This window comes from Flavobacterium erigeronis, from assembly GCF_054075165.1.
On the sequence record NZ_JBSKGP010000009.1, the window covers coordinates 18,841 to 34,200 of the forward strand.

Genomic DNA, 15,360 nt, shown 5'->3' on the forward strand with positions numbered 1-15,360 from the left:
AGGCTGTTTTACAGCATTTGATTATTTTTGCGACATGAAAAATATTATTGTTACCGGAACGAGTAGAGGAATTGGTTATGAATTGGCTTTGCAGTTTGCAAATGCAGGAAATCAGGTTTTAGCCATTTCGAGAAAAATACCACAAACGCTTTTAGAACATCAAAATATAACTTGTCTGTCTGTTGATTTGGCAGATGAAACGGCTTTAGATCAGGTTGAAAATTTTCTTTCTTCAACTTGGAAAAAAGTAGATGCTGTGGTTCACAATGCTGGGGCTTTACTTTTAAAACCTTTCGCAGAAACAACTCAGGCAGATTTTGAAAGTATTTATAAAGTGAATGTTTTCGCAGTTGCGAATTTAACTCGCATCTGTATTCCGTATTTAGAAAAAGGAAGCCATGTTGTTACGATCAGTTCTATTGGCGGTGTACGCGGAAGTTTAAAGTTTGCAGGATTAGCGGCTTACAGTTCAAGTAAAGGCGCTGTAATTACTTTAACAGAATTATTAGCTGAAGAATATAAAGAAAAAGGAATTTCGTTTAATGTTCTAGCTTTAGGTTCTGTCCAGACTGAAATGCTAAATGAAGCTTTCCCGGGTTATCAAGCGCCAATTTCTGCGGAAGGAATGGCAACGTACATTTATGATTTTACGCTTAACGGAAATAAATATTTTAATGGAAAAGTGCTTGAAGTTTCTTCAACGAATCCTTAATTAATTATGAATTATGAGTTGTGAATTATGAGTGATAGTATTGTGAAAACTAAAAGTTTTGAATCAGCTGTAAGAGGAGTTAATTTTTATAAATGGTTAGTTGCGGAAAGAAAAGAATTCGTAATGAGTAAACAATTTTTACGTTCTGTTACATCAATCGGTGCAAATGTTCGTGAAGCAATAAATGCGCAAAGTAAAGCCGATTTTATTCATAAATTGTCTATTTCTCAAAAAGAATGTGATGAGTCAATGTATTGGCTTGAACTATTAAAAGAAACAGATTATATTTCGAAAATAGAATTTGATTCCATTCATAAACAATGCAACGAAGTGATGAAAATAATTAGAAGTATTATAATTACGTCCAAAAACAAACTCATAACTCATAATTCATAACTTATAATTATTTTGAGCGAAACTCTAGCTAAATACATTCCCGAACATGCGGTAAAATCCGTTTTCGATTTGATAGTGGCCAATCAGGTGCACTTGAAAATTGTAAACGAGCGTCAGACACGTCACGGTGATTATAGAAGAGGGCCAAGCGGCAAACATGAAATTACGGTAAATGCAAGCTTAAATAAGTATCGTTTTTTGATTACGTTAATTCATGAAATTGCACATTTGGTTGCTTTTGAAAAGTTTGGGCGAAATATCAAACCGCATGGAAATGAATGGAAATTTACTTTTCAGCGTTTGATGGTTCCGTTTATTCGACCAGAAATATTTCCAGGACATATTTTGCCTTTACTGGCAAGACATTTTAAAAACCCATCGGCAAGCAGTGATACCGATACGACTTTATCTTTGGCTTTAAAACAATATGATAAAGAAAACGATAAGAGTTATGTTTTTGAGATTCCGTATGGCAGTGTTTTTAGAATTAAAAACGGAAAGATTTTTAAGAAATTAGCAGTTCGTACCAAACGTTTCGAATGCATTGAACTGAGCTCAGGGAAAACCTATCTCTTTAATCCGAATGCGGAAGTGGAGCTAATTAAAAATTAGAAATTCCAATTTAAAAAATCCCAAATTCTAAAAATTGGGATAAATATTTAAAAGTAAAAAATCCAAATCCCAATTGTAAAAGTTGGAATTTGGATTTTTTTTATTGAAATTTTAAAAACCTTTTAACCTTTCAAATAAGCTTCTCTTACCTTCTTGAAAAGGTTTGAAGAATAAACAAATTTAACTACTGCTTCATTCTCAGTTGTAAAGATTTCCTCTTTAGTTCCTTGCCAAGCTTTTAATCCTTTCTTTAAGAAAACAATATTTTCACCGATTTCCATAACCGAGTTCATATCGTGTGTATTGATCACAGTTGTAATATTGTATTCTCTCGTAATTTCCTGAATAAGGTTATCAATCAAAGTAGAAGTGTTCGGGTCAAGACCTGAGTTTGGTTCGTCGCAAAACAAATACTTCGGATTATTTACAATCGCGCGGGCAATTGCCACACGTTTTTGCATCCCTCCAGAAATTTCAGAAGGTAGTTTTTTATGCGCATCAATTAGATTTACTCTTTCTAAAACAAAATCAACACGTTCTTTAATTTGTGCCTTATTGTTATTAGTAAACATTTTTAACGGGAAAGCCACATTTTCTTCAACAGTCATCGAGTCAAACAAAGCACTTCCCTGAAATACCATTCCGATTTCAGTTCTCAAGTCACGTTTTTCATCTTTATCTAAATCAGAATACACTCTTCCATCAAATTCAATTGTTCCTGCGTCTGGGGTGTGAATTCCTAACAACGTTTTTAATAAAACCGTTTTTCCAGATCCACTTTGTCCGATAATCAAATTGGTTTTTCCAGTTTCAAAAACGGTCGAAACGCCTTTTAAAACTTTACTGTCACCAAATGATTTTTCTATATTTTTTACTTCTATCATTATCCAAGTAATAATTGAGTTAATATATAATTTAGAAGAATGATAGTTACAGATGTCCATACAAACGATGTTGTACTTGCTTTACCAACTTCTAATGCGCCACCTTTCATGTAATAACCGTGAAAAGACGGAATTGTTGCCAATAACATAGCAAAGATCAAAGTTTTGATAAAGGCATACGTAATATGGAAGGGAATGAAATCTTTCTGAGCTCCCATAATAAAATCTGCTCCTGTTGAAAATCCTCCGTAAGCACAAGCAAGCCATCCTCCAAAAATTCCTAAAAACATACTAATTCCGATTACAAAAGGATACATTAATAAAGCTATAATTTTTGGAAAAACAAGATAGTTTACTGAGTTAACTCCCATAACTTCTAAAGCATCGATCTGTTCTGTAACACGCATTGTTCCAATACTTGACGTAATGTAAGATCCCATTTTCCCAGCCATAATTACCGAAATAAAAGTAGGGGCAAACTCCAAAACTACAGACTGACGGGTAGCAAAACCAATTAAGTATTTAGGGATTAAAGGGTTTGTTAAGTTTAGGGCTGTTTGAATGGCTACAACTCCTCCGATGAAGAAAGAGATAAAGCAGACAATTCCAAGAGAGTCAATAATTAAGTCATCAATTTCTTTGAAAATTAAATTTTTCATAACAGGCCATTTAGTCTGTTTATTGAAAATTTCTTTCAGCATTAAAAAATATTTTCCTATTTGGGATAAATAACGAATTAGCATCATAAGTTTTGAAATATTTGCTAAATTAAGGATTAGTTTACAGTTTACCGTTTCGGTCGGCAGTTTTTTAATTTTTTTAAGATTAGAAAATCTTTTCCTTGATTTTTTTCAAACGGTAATTTCTAATAAATTTAGCTTGTTCAGAGGTAACTAATAAAGGTGTTTTGGCATTTTTTGCTTTCCAAAATCCTCTAATGTAATCTAAAAATAAAAAGGGTTTTTTCTTCATCATCGCCAGTTTTGCCGATGCAATTGCTGTGATCCAAAAACCGTAACCTAAAGTATAAAAAGCTTCGCCTTGTTTGTAACGAGCAGTTTTGTTATAATTCGCTCCAGTTGGTTTTAAGTGTTTTACATGTAAAGATTCATCGGTAACAATTTTCCAATCGTAATATTTACAAAGTAATTCGTCAACCGTGTCCCAGCCCATTGCAGGACGTAAACCGCCAATTTGCTGAAAGGTTTCTTTTCGGTAAGCTTTTAGAGCACCGCGAATATGATCTTTATCGGTAAGGTTTTCTAAAATCCAATCACCATTTTTTTCGATGTAGCAGAATCCGCCAGCCATTCCAACTCTCGAATCTGATTCGAAATGTTTGATAATGGTTTCGAAATAGTTTGGCGGAAAAATTAAATCGCCGTCTATTTTTACAATAATATCATAATTAGAATCCAAAGTTTCAAACCCTTTCTGAAATGCTTGAATTACTTTACTTCCAGGAAGGTGAATAGCATCTGAAGTTTTGTTTACAACAGAAATATACGGATTGTCTTTTGCAAAACTTAAAACTACTTCTTCAGTTTTATCAGTCGAATTGTCATTTACCACCACAATTTTTGAAGGCAGAACGGTTTGGGAAACCAAAGATTCTAAAGTCAAGCCAATAAGGTTTTCTTCGTTGTGAGCGGGAATGACGATGTAATATTTCATATTAAATTCCAATTTTTTAAATTAAAATTCCAATTTTTGAGAATAAATCCCAATTTCTTAAAATTCCAAATTCCAATTAAATACAATTCAATTGGAATTTGGAATTTAAATACTGGAATTTGCCTTTAGGCTTTTATTTTTTCAGCAACAACAAGATAATATCTCGGAGTGAAGTATCTTAATAAAGGTCTCAAGCCAAACTTTTTTACTGGATGTGTAAATTGTAAGCGGTCGGTTATTTTCCAGCCTGTTTTTTCAAGAAGCCAGTCCAATTGCCAATCTTCAAATTCATGGTAATGTCTGTCCCACATATCAGTTTTAGAACGATATGCTGGTGAAAACCATAAACGCAACGGAATCGAAATTAATAGTTTGTCACATTTTACATTCTGTAAAATAGTGTACGGATTTAGTAAATGTTCGAAAATTTCAAATGCAGTAAAAACGCTATATTCTTCTGTTTGTAAAGCGGTTTGATCGTTGTCTAAATCTTCGCCTTTTGTGTTTTTTACGGTATATCCATTTTCTTCCATTATTTTAGAAAATGGATTTGGGACACCAAAATCAAAAATGGTTTCTGATGTGCTTACGTGCTTTTGTAAAAACTCTAAGGTAAGTTTGAATCTTTTATTCGGAAATGTTTTTTCGTACATTATATGTGTTTTTTAACAACAAGGCGCAAATATACTAAAAAAGTCCGCATTTTGGGTGCGGACTTTTTTTAGTGTTCAGTAATCAGTTTTATAGTGTTCAGTTTATATTAATTAGTTTACAGTTTGACTGAATACTAAAAAGATGAACACTGAATACTGATTATTAGTATCTATAAACGAAAGCATTTACATTCATTCCTGCTCCAACTGAAGCAAAAATGACAACGTCGCCTTTGTTGATTTCGTGATTTTCAATTTCTCCATTTAATATTAAATCAAAAAGAGTTGGTACGGTTGCTACGCTGCTGTTTCCTAAATCATGAATACTCATTGGCATAATATCTTTAGGCGCAGTTTTATCGTAAAGTTTGTAGAAACGTTCGATAATAGCTTCGTCCATTTTTTCGTTAGCCTGATGAATAAGAATCTTTTTCACTTCATCGATTCCTATGCCACTTTTGTCTAGGCAGTTTTTCATGGCGCAAGGAACTTGGCTTAAAGCAAACTCATAAATTTTACGGCCGTACATTTTAATGTACTTAATATCTGGATCTAAATCTGGATTATATGATTTTCCGAAGAAAAGGAAATTGGCTTCTTCATTAGCAAAAGTGGCACTTTCGTAAGAAAGTAAACCTGCTTCATCATTAGAAAGTTCCAAAACAGAAGCTCCTGCACCGTCAGAATAAATCATAGAGTCACGGTCATGATCGTCTACCACTCTTGATAAAGTTTCGGCTCCAATAACCAAAACTCTATTTGCCATTCCTGATTTAATAAATGCATTTGCCTGAAGAACTCCTTCAATCCAGCCCGGACATCCAAAAAGAATATCATAAGCTACACATTTAGGGTTTTTGATGGCTAATTTATTTTTAACTCTCGTTGCTAAACTCGGAAGAATATCAGTTTGATTGGTTCCGGTTTTAACATCACCAAAATTGTGAGCAAAAATAATATAGTCTAAAGTTTCTTTATCGATGTTCGCATTTTCTATTGCTTTTTCGGCAGCAAAAAAAGCTAAATCTGAAGCATTATATTGATCTTCTGCATAACGACGGTTTTCGATTCCCGTAATTCCTTTAAATTTTTTGATTACAACTTCATTCGGGTAAGCAAAAGGAGATCCATCTTCATTTAAAAAAACATGATCGCCAAAGTCAGTATTGCTGACTGATTTAGTTGGAATGTAACTTCCTGTTCCAATTATTTTAATTTTCATTATTCCCAGTTTATCCGATAAATTTAGCGCTAATGTATAAATAATATTATGATAACTATCATAAAAAATAGTATGCATGCATATAATTATGAAATAACAAATTTTTGCAGGATATATTGTGTTTCTTCTAATGAATTTTTGATTTTTCCTAGATTTCAAACGATTGAAGGAAAACTGTAGAACAAAATATTTTTACGGTTATTTTTATTTTAGAGATGTAATTTCACAAAAGTCTAACAAAAAGTTATGTTTTAATATATCGGAATCTTCTTTATTGTTTTGATCGCGTGAGGGATAGGAGCATGCTACCGAAGTAGCGCGGATAGCCCGACCGCGTTATAGTAAGTGGACTAATAAGCGCAAAGTATTTTTGCCCACTTACTATAACGGGGGCACGCCCTCATTATTTTAGATTTTAGATTGTGGATTGTGGATTGTGGAATTTGGATTGTGGAATTTGGAATTTGGAATTTTTTTTACGCAATTAAACCTGACAGGTTTTTAAAACCTGTCAGGTTTCAGTCCGCAACAGAACTTGAAACTTGAAACCTGAAACAAATTTTTAACAATAAAAAACCCGACAGGTTTTTTAAAATCTGTCGGGTTCTAAATATTTAGAGAAAACTAATTTTTAGCTTTCCATATAAGCTTCAATAGGAGCACAGCTGCAAACTAAATTTCTGTCTCCGTAAGCGTCATCTACACGACGAACAGATGGCCAGAATTTATTTTCAGCGATGTAATCTAATGGGTAAGCTGCTTTTTCTCTTGTATAAGGGAAATCCCAGTTATCAGTAGTTAACATTGCTAATGTGTGTGGAGCATTTTTCAATACGTTGTTTTTATCATCTGCAGTTGCTTCTTCAATCTCTTTTCTGATAGAAATTAATGCATCACAGAAACGATCTAATTCTGCTAAATCTTCAGATTCTGTAGGTTCGATCATTAAAGTTCCAGCAACAGGGAAAGAAACCGTTGGAGCGTGGAAACCGTAATCCATTAAACGTTTTGCGATATCACCAACTTCGATTCCGTTTTCTTTGAATGCACGGCAATCTAGAATCATTTCGTGAGCCGCTCTTCCGCATTCTCCAGTGTAAAGAATAGGGTAATGACCTTCGAAACGCGCTTTCATATAGTTAGCATTTAAGATGGCGTGTTCTGTAGCGCTTTTTAATCCTTCAGCTCCCATCATCGTGATGTAACCGTAAGAAATTAAACAAACTAAAGCAGATCCATAAGGTGCAGATGAAATAGCGGTAATCGCTTGTTCGCCACCAACATTTAAGATTGGGTTTGTTGGCAAGAAAGGAACTAATTTTTCGTTCACACAAATTGGTCCAACTCCAGGTCCACCGCCACCGTGAGGAATAGCGAAAGTTTTGTGCAAGTTCAAGTGACAAACGTCAGCACCAATTGTAGCCGGATTTGTTAATCCAACTTGTGCGTTCATGTTTGCACCGTCCATATATACTAATCCGCCGTTATCGTGGATTAATTTTGTGATTTCGATAATTGAAGATTCGAAAACCCCGTGAGTAGAAGGATACGTTACCATTAAACAAGATAAATCATCTTTATGTTCAATTGCTTTTTCTCTTAAATCTTCTACGTCAATGTTTCCTTCTGGAGTCGTTTTTGTAACGATAATTTTCATTCCCGCCATCGCTGCAGAAGCAGGGTTTGTTCCGTGAGCAGATGAAGGAATCAAACATACATTACGGTGACCTTCATTTCTTGACATGTGGTAAGCACGAATGGCCATTAAACCAGCATATTCTCCTTGAGCTCCAGAGTTTGGTTGCAATGTTGTGCCAGCAAAACCTGTAATTACATTTAATTGTTGCTCTAATTTTTTAAGCATTGTAAGGTAACCTTCAACTTGATCAACCGGTGCAAACGGGTGAATGCTGTTCCAGTTTGGCATAGATAAAGGTAACATTTCTGAAGCTGCGTTTAATTTCATCGTACAAGAACCTAATGAAATCATCGAGTGATTCAATGATAAATCTTTACGCTCTAATTTTTTGATGTAACGCATCAACTGACTTTCTGAATGATGATTGTTGAAAACATCATGTGTCAAGAAAGAAGATGTTCTTTCTAAAGAAGCTGGTAATTGACTTGCAGCGCTTAATTCAGAAACGGTAAAAGTTTCTTTTCCTAAAGCTTCAGCAAAAATCGCAATGATTTCGTTGATGTCTGCAACTGCAGTCGTTTCGTTAAATGAAATCGAAACACTATCAGCATCAGGATAGAAGAAGTTTACTTTGTTTTTTTCTGCAATCGCTTTTACTTTTTGAGCATCTGCTTTTACTAAAATAGTATCAAAGTAAGCCGTGTTAGTTTGGTAAACTCCTAATTTATTTAAAGCTTCAGCAGCAGTAACTGCAGATGCGTGAACTTTGTTTGCAATATATTTCAAGCCTTTTGGTCCGTGGTAAACTGCGTACATTCCGGCCATAACAGCCAATAAAACCTGAGCAGTACAAATGTTTGAAGTCGCTTTTTCACGTTTGATGTGCTGTTCGCGAGTTCCTAAAGCCATACGTAAAGCACGGTTTCCGTTTACATCGATAGAAACTCCGATAATACGACCTGGCATAGAACGTTTGTACTCATCTTTAGTCGCAAAAAATGCAGCGTGAGGACCGCCGTAACCCATTGGAACACCAAAACGTTGTGTAGTTCCAACTACAACTGCAGCTCCCATTTCTCCTGGAGAAGTTAATGTCGCCAATGATAAAATATCAGCAGCAAAGGCAACTTTGATTTCGTTTTCTTTTGCTTTAGCAACAAAAGAACTATAATCATTTACTTGACCATATTTACCTGGGTATTGTAAAATCGCTCCGAAAAACTCTGTAGAAAAATCAAAGTTTTCGTGGTTTCCAACAACCAATTCAATTCCAATTGGAGTTGAACGCGTTTGAAGTACAGATAAAGTTTGTGGTAAAATTTCTTCAGAAACGAAGAATTTGTGTGTATTGTTTTTCTTTTGGTCACGAGTACGAACGTCAAATAATAACGCCATAGCTTCTGCAGCAGCCGTTCCTTCATCTAATAAAGAAGCGTTTGCGATTTCCATTCCTGTTAATTCGATAACTGTAGTTTGGAAATTTAAAATAGCTTCTAAACGACCTTGAGCAATTTCTGCCTGATAAGGAGTGTAAGCTGTATACCATCCTGGATTTTCAAAAATATTTCTTTGAATTGGAGCCGGAACAATAGTTGGGTGATACCCTAAACCAATGTATGATTTGAATGTTCTATTTTTCTTTCCTAAGTCGCGAATATGATTTGCATATTCGAATTCTGTCATTGCAGGTTCTAAATTCAAAGGTGCTTTTAGACGAATATCATCTGGAAGTGTTTCATAAACCAGTTGTTCAATAGAGTCAACTCCAATAGTCTTCAACATAAATGGAAGATCGGTTTCTCTTGGGCCAATGTGTCTTAAAGCAAAAGCATCTGTTCTCATTTGTAGCTATCTAAATTTTTTAGTCAATGCCATCAGCCTCAGTTTTGTGGGGCAAATAACATTTCAAAGTAAATGTGTTGTTTTTTTGTGGCGCAAAATTAAGTATTATTAATAATTTAATAGGTATTTTTAACTTCAATTTTTATCAATTTTATAACTAAAGAGTTGATTTGTTACTAATTGATTAGATTTGAGCTATGAAACTTTTAAAACAGATATTAAATTTTTATTTAAACAGCAGTATTCACGTGGCTTTGTCGTGTTTCGCTTTAGTGCATATCACTTTCCATGTATTTCATATTCAATATGATGAGCCAATGGCACTTTTTGTTTTTTTCGGAACAATTGTAGGATATAATTTCGTAAAATATGATGCCCTAGTTCGAGTGAAGAAAAATCCAATCGGAATACAGCTCAAAATTATCGCTGTTTTGAGTTTTATTTCGGTGATTTTAGTCGGCTATTATTTTTTTCAATTAAAAAGAATCACCCAAATTGTCTCGTTTGGAATCTTTGCCATAACGGCACTGTATACTTTACCCTTTTTTCCAAACCGAAGAAATGCCCGAAACTGGGCTGGAGTAAAAATCTACATTGTTGCCATCTGTTGGGTTGGCGCTACTTTAGTTCTGCCTTTTATAAATGCCGAAATTCCGTTTACAGCAGATTTCTTTATCAAATGCCTGCAGCGTTTTGTTTTGGTTTTTGTACTTATTTTGGTTTTCGAAATTTTAGACCTCGCCAATGACGATCCGCATTTGCAAACCGTTCCGCAGACAATTGGCGTTCAAAAAACAAAATATTTAGGATTTGCACTTCTTGTTCCGTTTTGGTTTTTAGAAGTTTTTATCTCAACATTCAATTATCACGATGCCATTATCAATTTGATTATGGTCATAACCCTAATGCTATTTATCGCTTTTGCCAACCCAAACAGATCCAAATATTATACTTCTTTTTGGGTAGAAGCCGTGCCAATTTTCTGGTGGTTGATGATTGTTTATTTCTAAGAGTAAATTTATTTTGGGCGTGCCCCCGATCTGGTAAGCGGGCAAACATTCTTTGCGCTTATTCGCCCGCTTACCAGATCGGGGTCGGGCTATCCGCTCCGCTGCGGCGGATTGCTACTATCCCTCACGCAAACGTAAAACGAGAAAATTCATTTTCAAGAGAAATAAATCAATTGCCTCCAGCTTTAGCTGGTGGAATAATATAAGACAAAAAAATCTTGGCTTTAGCCCAACTTAATTAGTTAGGCTAAAGCCAAAATGGAATACTTTTCATACCTCCAGCTAAAGCTGGAGGCAATTAATAATATATTTTAATTCTGCCAAATCCGCTAAATCTGCGAGAGGTAAAAAATCATTTCGTTTTCTGTTCCGCCAAAGCCTTATTCAAATCAGCTTTTGCTTCATTTAGTTTCTTTCTTTTTTTGTCGATCTTTTCTTTGCTTTCGTTGTCTTTAATCGCTTCATTCAAATCGGCTGTTCTTTCATTAACTTTCTGCTGTTTCTCTTTTACTTTCTTGTCAAGATCTTTATTTACAGATTTAGTAGTGCAGTTTTTCTTTGTCTGCGCAATAGCATCTTCAACACCTTTTATCTGATTTTGATTTCCTGCTTTTTTAGCTGCAGCCAATTTTGTGTTCAATTCGCATAATTTTCTTTCGCAGCCTTTTAAAGTCGTACAATTGCTTTGAGAAAATCCGATAAACGAAATTGAAAAAAGAAGTGCTGATAATAAGAATTTTAATTTCATAAATATATTTTTGAAAGTTTTAATTATATCATTTTAAATTCATGATACTTTAAAAGTAAGAAAATTATTTTAATTCTGATTCTCAGAGACCTTTTTCAAAATCGTATTTCTTTCCAGAAGAAAATAAACTAAATGCTTTTTCAAAAACAAAACATCAAACAACTCCCCAAAAATCCCAAACGGAGTTTCATATTGCAATTGGTCTTTCATAATTGTAAACCCATTTTCTTCTTCAAAAAAATGTTCATGTTTGAAAGATTTAAAATGGCCTTCTTCCATTTCGTCAACAAAATAATCGTAAAAATTCATCGCAGTAATTCGGCTTTTGTGCTGTAAATAAAATCCGAAATGTTTGCCGCGCCAGGTTACCGTTTCATCCAAATTAATTAAACCCGAAGTTATTCCCGCAATTGCTTTTTCTTTTGACTTACTGGCAGATTGCTGATGAACATCAATATTTCTTGAAGCATCAAAAACGGTTTTTATTGGAGCTTTTATTTTTGTTGTTAAGTTAATTATAGTCATAATTGTTGAGGTTTGACTTTGTCAAAGTTTGGAACTTTGACAAAGTTTTTGCGCGATCTTGTCATTTCGACGAAGGAGAAATCGCACTCGTAAATCGACAAAGATTGGCGACATTCAGAACGGAATTTCTAGTGCGATTTCTCCTTCGTCGAAATGACAAATCGCTGCGGATTTTGATTGTGTCCCCACGGTTGAAATCGTGGGCTATGCTGAAATAAGAAAAAATTAGAATTTAAAAACATAGCCCACGTTTTCAATCGTGGGAAACGTATTGAAATATTACAATAAATCTCGAAAAGCCTCGTCAATATTTCCAAATTTAAACTCAAACCCACTATCCAAAAGTCTTTTCGGAATTACATTTCTACTTTTCAAAACCAATTCCGTTTCGGTGCGAATAAAAAATGATCCAATTTCCAAAAGCGTTTTACTTAACGGAATCCCAAATGGAAAACCAACAGCTTTTCTCAGCTTTTGCATGAAATCTTTGTTCCGAATTGGTTTAGGAGAAACAATATTTATTTTTCCCGTCAATTCTTTTTCAAGAATAAAATCGACTGCGCGAGCAAAATCTTCTTCATGAATCCAGCTTACAAACTGATTTCCATTTCCTTGTTTTCCTCCAAAACCAATCTTAGCCAAAGTTTTCAACGGAATTAAAGCGCCACCATTTTTTCCTAAAACAATAGAAGTTCGTAAAGCGGTTTTTAAAGTTTTTGGCGTTTCGGTTTTAAAAAATGCTTTTTCCCAAGACAAAGCAACATTTATAGAAAAATCATTCCCGATTTCGCCGTCAATTTCATCCATTTCTTTATCCAAAGAAAAACGATAAATTGTCGCTGTAGAAGAATTCAACCAATGTTTCGGCGGATTTTGGCATTTTAAAACTGCTTCGTTCAATATTTTGGTACTTTTAATTCTTGACCATAAAATATCCTGTTTGTTCTTTTTGGTGTAACGGCAATCCACAGATTTCCCGACGAGATTAATTAAAACGGCAGCGTTTTCTAATTCCTTTTCCCAACCAGAAAAATATTTGGCATTCCAGTTTACATATTTTACTCCGTCAATATTTTTAGATTTTCCACGGGTTAGAATTATAATTTCGTTAAATCTATTTTTGAAATGATTTACTAAAACTTGTCCTAGAAATCCAGTTCCAGCTGCTATGATAAGTTTGCTCATAAGATTTTTTTTAGCCACGAATTCACGAATTACATATTAAAAAATTGGTGAATTCGTGGCGAATAAAATTAATTTAAAATCAGAATTAAAGCGATAATTCGGTACAAAACCCAAGTGAAAGTTAAGTAAAATGGAAGTTTTAAAATTTTAATTCTTCGAGAATGTTCCAAAAACATAATGAAAACCGTCACGCCAAACCAACCTAAAATCATCATTTGTGGAAGATTAATGAATTGACTCAATATCAAAATCGGACTTAGTATCAAACTTCCCATCAAAGAAACCGTCATTAGATTTCCTGCATAATTGATGATCATTTGTTTGTCCAATTTAAAAAGAAACAGACTTTGAAAAACAATTTGCCCAAAAGCCAAAATAAATTCTCTCGTAATAGTGCTTTTTGGGAAATTCAGAATCAGATTAGAATAGCCGAATAAAATAAAAGTAGTCACAACCAAAGCAAAACCAATAAACAGAAAACGATATTTATAATTGAAATCGGGCGTGCATTGTAATTTGTTTTCTTCCTTTGCATTCCCCGGAATAATTACTTTTCGATTGTAAGAAACAAAAGAATACATTTTTTTGAGGATGAAATGAATTGGTTTTAGGTTTGAAATTTTTTCAATCAACGGAAAAGAAAATCCAACCACTTTTATCAAACTATCGATTCCATAAATTACTGTTTTGTTTTTGTTGTCAACCAGAGCAATTTCATTTGGAGCGCGATTCAGATCTACAAAATTCTGTTCTTCAACAGATAATTCGCAATATGATTTTCTGCCGTTTTGATCTAGCATTCCACTTTTCACAAAACCTGTTGTGTATAAATTGCAAAGCGGACAATCTTGATCGTAAAGTAAAGTTTGGTTTTCGAGCGTTTTCATAATTTTTGGTTTTTTGGATTAAAAAATAGCTTAGTACATTTCTTCTAAAACAGGCATTATTTGCAATTTCCTTTTATTCTTAACTCCTATTTTAGAGCCTTTTGCAAGAAAAACAGAAGTCGGCTTTAAGTTTTGAAGAAATTCAAAATCGTCTCCGTATGTTTTTCTAAAATCAATATCAACATAATGATTTAGAACCTCCAGTTGCTCCCAACGCGGATGTGTAACTTCATATTCAAAAGTAGTTTCATCGCTGATTTTTGTATATCCGAAATAATGCTCTGTAATAAATTCAGCTTCAGAATCAACTTTAATTTCCGTTGGATTTTTTTGAGTTTCTAACTGAATTGTATTCCACTTTTTATCATTTTTCCATTGATAAACAAAAGTATTCGTGCTTTCATTTTCGAAGATTCCGTGTTTCATTTTTCGAGTTTCATAATGTTCCTGATACAAAGTATTCGCAATAAAAGTGATTGCTTTTTTAGGAACAATTTCTTTAATGAAAACCACGCCGCGTTTCCATTCTCCATTTTCAAAACGCTTCACATAAAATCTTAAATTCACTTCTTCAAAATTGATATGAAAAGGAACTTTCAATCCTAAAACTTTTGTCTCTTTAAAAAGAAATCCGACTAAACTCACATAACATTTGCCATTCCAGATATCAATCTCAGTTCCCGCGGGAACATATTTTTCTAAGTATTCGCGATTAACCTCATAATTAAATAAGGCTAAATTTTTCCATTTTGCGTTTAAAAAATTCATATCAATTGTTTTTAAGTTTTGAACTTTCAGAAAAAATTGAAAGTTTGAATTAAAATTTTTTTACTTTTGAGTTTTACTTCATCATTTTTATAACCAATTTTCCCAACCAATTATCATTTAATTCGGTCATTTTATCTAAGACATTATCTGCTTTTAAAACAAAATCATACAGTTTAGAAGTCTGGTCAACAAAGTGTTTTTCTTCCGAAGAATCTTTGGCTTCAATTGTCGAAACCTCTTTTAAGATTTTAAGCGCAGGCTTAATTTCTCTTTTGCTTCTTTCTCTCGAAATTTTTACAGCCAATTCGTCTAAATCTTTTTCAGCAGTAAAGAACTCTTTTCTTTCTCCCGCTTTAAGCTCTTTGTAAACAATTCCCCAGTCCATCAAAGCACGAAGGTTCATGCTTGCGTTTCCTCGCGAAATTTGTAATTCTTCCATAATGTCTTCCATAGAAACCGCTTCGTTAGAGACCATTAATAAAGCATGGATCTGTGCCATGGTTTTATTAATGCCCCATTGAGAACCTAAAGCTCCCCAAGTTTGAATGAATTTATTTTTTGCTTCTTTGAATTCCATAGTTCAAATGTAGGCAAAAGTTTTTA

The 15,360-nt window shown here is 33.9% G+C and carries 16 protein-coding genes; 4 read left to right on the top strand and 12 right to left on the bottom strand.

What is annotated here, in order from left to right:
- Positions 1 to 34: 34 nt before the first annotated feature.
- Genes ACWA1F_RS17345 through ACWA1F_RS17355 form a run of 3 tightly spaced genes read left to right on the top strand, consistent with a single transcriptional unit; the run spans position 35 to position 1,720 of the window.
- Positions 35 to 712, top strand: a complete 678-nt coding sequence (locus ACWA1F_RS17345; RefSeq protein WP_306158343.1) for an SDR family NAD(P)-dependent oxidoreductase — start codon at positions 35 to 37, stop codon at positions 710 to 712.
- 27 nt (positions 713 to 739) lie between these two features.
- Positions 740 to 1,108, top strand: coding sequence for a four helix bundle protein (locus ACWA1F_RS17350; RefSeq protein ID WP_456895449.1), 369 nt, complete (start codon positions 740 to 742; stop codon positions 1,106 to 1,108).
- Between the two features lie 12 nt (positions 1,109 to 1,120).
- Positions 1,121 to 1,720 carry a SprT-like domain-containing protein gene (locus ACWA1F_RS17355; protein WP_456895450.1) on the top strand — a complete coding sequence of 200 codons (600 nt, stop codon included), beginning with the start codon at positions 1,121 to 1,123 and terminating at the stop codon, positions 1,718 to 1,720.
- A gap of 122 nt (positions 1,721 to 1,842) precedes the next feature.
- Here the strand turns inward: ACWA1F_RS17355 and ACWA1F_RS17360 are convergent, their stop codons facing one another.
- The 6 genes from ACWA1F_RS17360 to gcvP all read right to left on the bottom strand — a co-directional run bounded on the left by ACWA1F_RS17360 (position 1,843) and on the right by gcvP (position 9,634).
- Positions 1,843 to 2,604, bottom strand: a complete 762-nt coding sequence (locus tag ACWA1F_RS17360; protein WP_306158338.1) for an ABC transporter ATP-binding protein — start codon at positions 2,602 to 2,604, stop codon at positions 1,843 to 1,845.
- Positions 2,604 to 3,350: an MlaE family ABC transporter permease gene (locus tag ACWA1F_RS17365; protein ID WP_012022541.1), complete on the bottom strand. Its 747-nt coding sequence runs from the start codon at positions 3,348 to 3,350 to the stop codon at positions 2,604 to 2,606. Before ACWA1F_RS17365 ends, ACWA1F_RS17360 begins: the two co-directional genes overlap by 1 nt.
- A 79-nt stretch (positions 3,351 to 3,429) precedes the next feature.
- The gene (locus ACWA1F_RS17370; RefSeq protein WP_456895453.1) at positions 3,430 to 4,278 is read right to left on the bottom strand and encodes a glycosyltransferase family 2 protein; all 849 of its coding nucleotides are present in this window, start codon (positions 4,276 to 4,278) and stop codon (positions 3,430 to 3,432) included.
- A gap of 125 nt (positions 4,279 to 4,403) precedes the next feature.
- On the bottom strand, positions 4,404 to 4,931 hold the full coding sequence (locus ACWA1F_RS17375) for a methyltransferase (protein WP_456895455.1): 528 nt from the start codon (positions 4,929 to 4,931) through the stop codon (positions 4,404 to 4,406).
- 163 nt (positions 4,932 to 5,094) lie between these two features.
- Complete coding sequence (locus ACWA1F_RS17380; RefSeq protein ID WP_456895457.1) at positions 5,095 to 6,153, bottom strand: 3-oxoacyl-ACP synthase III family protein; 1,059 nt, start codon at positions 6,151 to 6,153, stop codon at positions 5,095 to 5,097.
- Positions 6,154 to 6,784: 631 nt separating this feature from the next.
- Complete coding sequence (gcvP, locus tag ACWA1F_RS17385; RefSeq protein ID WP_456895459.1) at positions 6,785 to 9,634, bottom strand: aminomethyl-transferring glycine dehydrogenase; 2,850 nt, start codon at positions 9,632 to 9,634, stop codon at positions 6,785 to 6,787.
- Between the two features lie 197 nt (positions 9,635 to 9,831).
- Here gcvP and ACWA1F_RS17390 point away from each other — a divergent pair, with 197 nt between their 5' ends.
- Positions 9,832 to 10,644: a UbiA prenyltransferase family protein gene (locus tag ACWA1F_RS17390; protein ID WP_456895461.1), complete on the top strand. Its 813-nt coding sequence runs from the start codon at positions 9,832 to 9,834 to the stop codon at positions 10,642 to 10,644.
- Positions 10,645 to 10,996: 352 nt separating this feature from the next.
- On the opposite strand, the gene ACWA1F_RS17395 is transcribed toward ACWA1F_RS17390, so the two are convergent.
- The 6 genes from ACWA1F_RS17395 to ACWA1F_RS17420 form a co-directional block, all read right to left on the bottom strand.
- Complete coding sequence (locus ACWA1F_RS17395; RefSeq protein ID WP_306158324.1) at positions 10,997 to 11,392, bottom strand: DUF1090 family protein; 396 nt, start codon at positions 11,390 to 11,392, stop codon at positions 10,997 to 10,999.
- Positions 11,393 to 11,461: 69 nt separating this feature from the next.
- On the bottom strand, positions 11,462 to 11,917 hold the full coding sequence (locus tag ACWA1F_RS17400; RefSeq protein WP_456895463.1) for an SRPBCC family protein: 456 nt from the start codon (positions 11,915 to 11,917) through the stop codon (positions 11,462 to 11,464).
- 279 nt (positions 11,918 to 12,196) lie between these two features.
- The gene (locus ACWA1F_RS17405; protein WP_456895465.1) at positions 12,197 to 13,102 is read right to left on the bottom strand and encodes a TIGR01777 family oxidoreductase; all 906 of its coding nucleotides are present in this window, start codon (positions 13,100 to 13,102) and stop codon (positions 12,197 to 12,199) included.
- A gap of 68 nt (positions 13,103 to 13,170) precedes the next feature.
- The gene (locus ACWA1F_RS17410; RefSeq protein WP_456895467.1) at positions 13,171 to 13,989 is read right to left on the bottom strand and encodes a thiol-disulfide oxidoreductase DCC family protein; all 819 of its coding nucleotides are present in this window, start codon (positions 13,987 to 13,989) and stop codon (positions 13,171 to 13,173) included.
- A gap of 30 nt (positions 13,990 to 14,019) precedes the next feature.
- Positions 14,020 to 14,757 (bottom strand): YqjF family protein, encoded by a 738-nt coding sequence (locus tag ACWA1F_RS17415; RefSeq protein WP_456895469.1) that lies wholly within the window; start codon positions 14,755 to 14,757, stop codon positions 14,020 to 14,022.
- Positions 14,758 to 14,830: 73 nt separating this feature from the next.
- Complete coding sequence (locus tag ACWA1F_RS17420; protein ID WP_456895471.1) at positions 14,831 to 15,334, bottom strand: GbsR/MarR family transcriptional regulator; 504 nt, start codon at positions 15,332 to 15,334, stop codon at positions 14,831 to 14,833.
- Positions 15,335 to 15,360 lie beyond the last annotated feature (26 nt).

What these genes read in the sequence shown, in the direction of transcription:
- ACWA1F_RS17345 (WP_306158343.1), top strand. Translation starts at nt 35, where the DNA reads ATGAAAAATATTATTGTTACCGGAACGAGTAGAGGAATTGGTTATGAA.
- ACWA1F_RS17350 (WP_456895449.1), top strand. Translation starts at nt 740, where the DNA reads ATGAGTGATAGTATTGTGAAAACTAAAAGTTTTGAATCAGCTGTAAGA.
- ACWA1F_RS17360 (WP_306158338.1), bottom strand. Translation starts at nt 2,604, where the DNA reads ATGATAGAAGTAAAAAATATAGAAAAATCATTTGGTGACAGTAAAGTT.
- ACWA1F_RS17365 (WP_012022541.1), bottom strand. Translation starts at nt 3,350, where the DNA reads ATGATGCTAATTCGTTATTTATCCCAAATAGGAAAATATTTTTTAATG.
- ACWA1F_RS17370 (WP_456895453.1), bottom strand. Translation starts at nt 4,278, where the DNA reads ATGAAATATTACATCGTCATTCCCGCTCACAACGAAGAAAACCTTATT.
- ACWA1F_RS17375 (WP_456895455.1), bottom strand. Translation starts at nt 4,931, where the DNA reads ATGTACGAAAAAACATTTCCGAATAAAAGATTCAAACTTACCTTAGAG.
- ACWA1F_RS17380 (WP_456895457.1), bottom strand. Translation starts at nt 6,153, where the DNA reads ATGAAAATTAAAATAATTGGAACAGGAAGTTACATTCCAACTAAATCA.
- gcvP (WP_456895459.1), bottom strand. Translation starts at nt 9,634, where the DNA reads ATGAGAACAGATGCTTTTGCTTTAAGACACATTGGCCCAAGAGAAACC.
- ACWA1F_RS17390 (WP_456895461.1), top strand. Translation starts at nt 9,832, where the DNA reads ATGAAACTTTTAAAACAGATATTAAATTTTTATTTAAACAGCAGTATT.
- ACWA1F_RS17395 (WP_306158324.1), bottom strand. Translation starts at nt 11,392, where the DNA reads ATGAAATTAAAATTCTTATTATCAGCACTTCTTTTTTCAATTTCGTTT.
- ACWA1F_RS17400 (WP_456895463.1), bottom strand. Translation starts at nt 11,917, where the DNA reads ATGACTATAATTAACTTAACAACAAAAATAAAAGCTCCAATAAAAACC.
- ACWA1F_RS17405 (WP_456895465.1), bottom strand. Translation starts at nt 13,102, where the DNA reads ATGAGCAAACTTATCATAGCAGCTGGAACTGGATTTCTAGGACAAGTT.
- ACWA1F_RS17410 (WP_456895467.1), bottom strand. Translation starts at nt 13,989, where the DNA reads ATGAAAACGCTCGAAAACCAAACTTTACTTTACGATCAAGATTGTCCG.
- ACWA1F_RS17415 (WP_456895469.1), bottom strand. Translation starts at nt 14,757, where the DNA reads ATGAATTTTTTAAACGCAAAATGGAAAAATTTAGCCTTATTTAATTAT.
- ACWA1F_RS17420 (WP_456895471.1), bottom strand. Translation starts at nt 15,334, where the DNA reads ATGGAATTCAAAGAAGCAAAAAATAAATTCATTCAAACTTGGGGAGCT.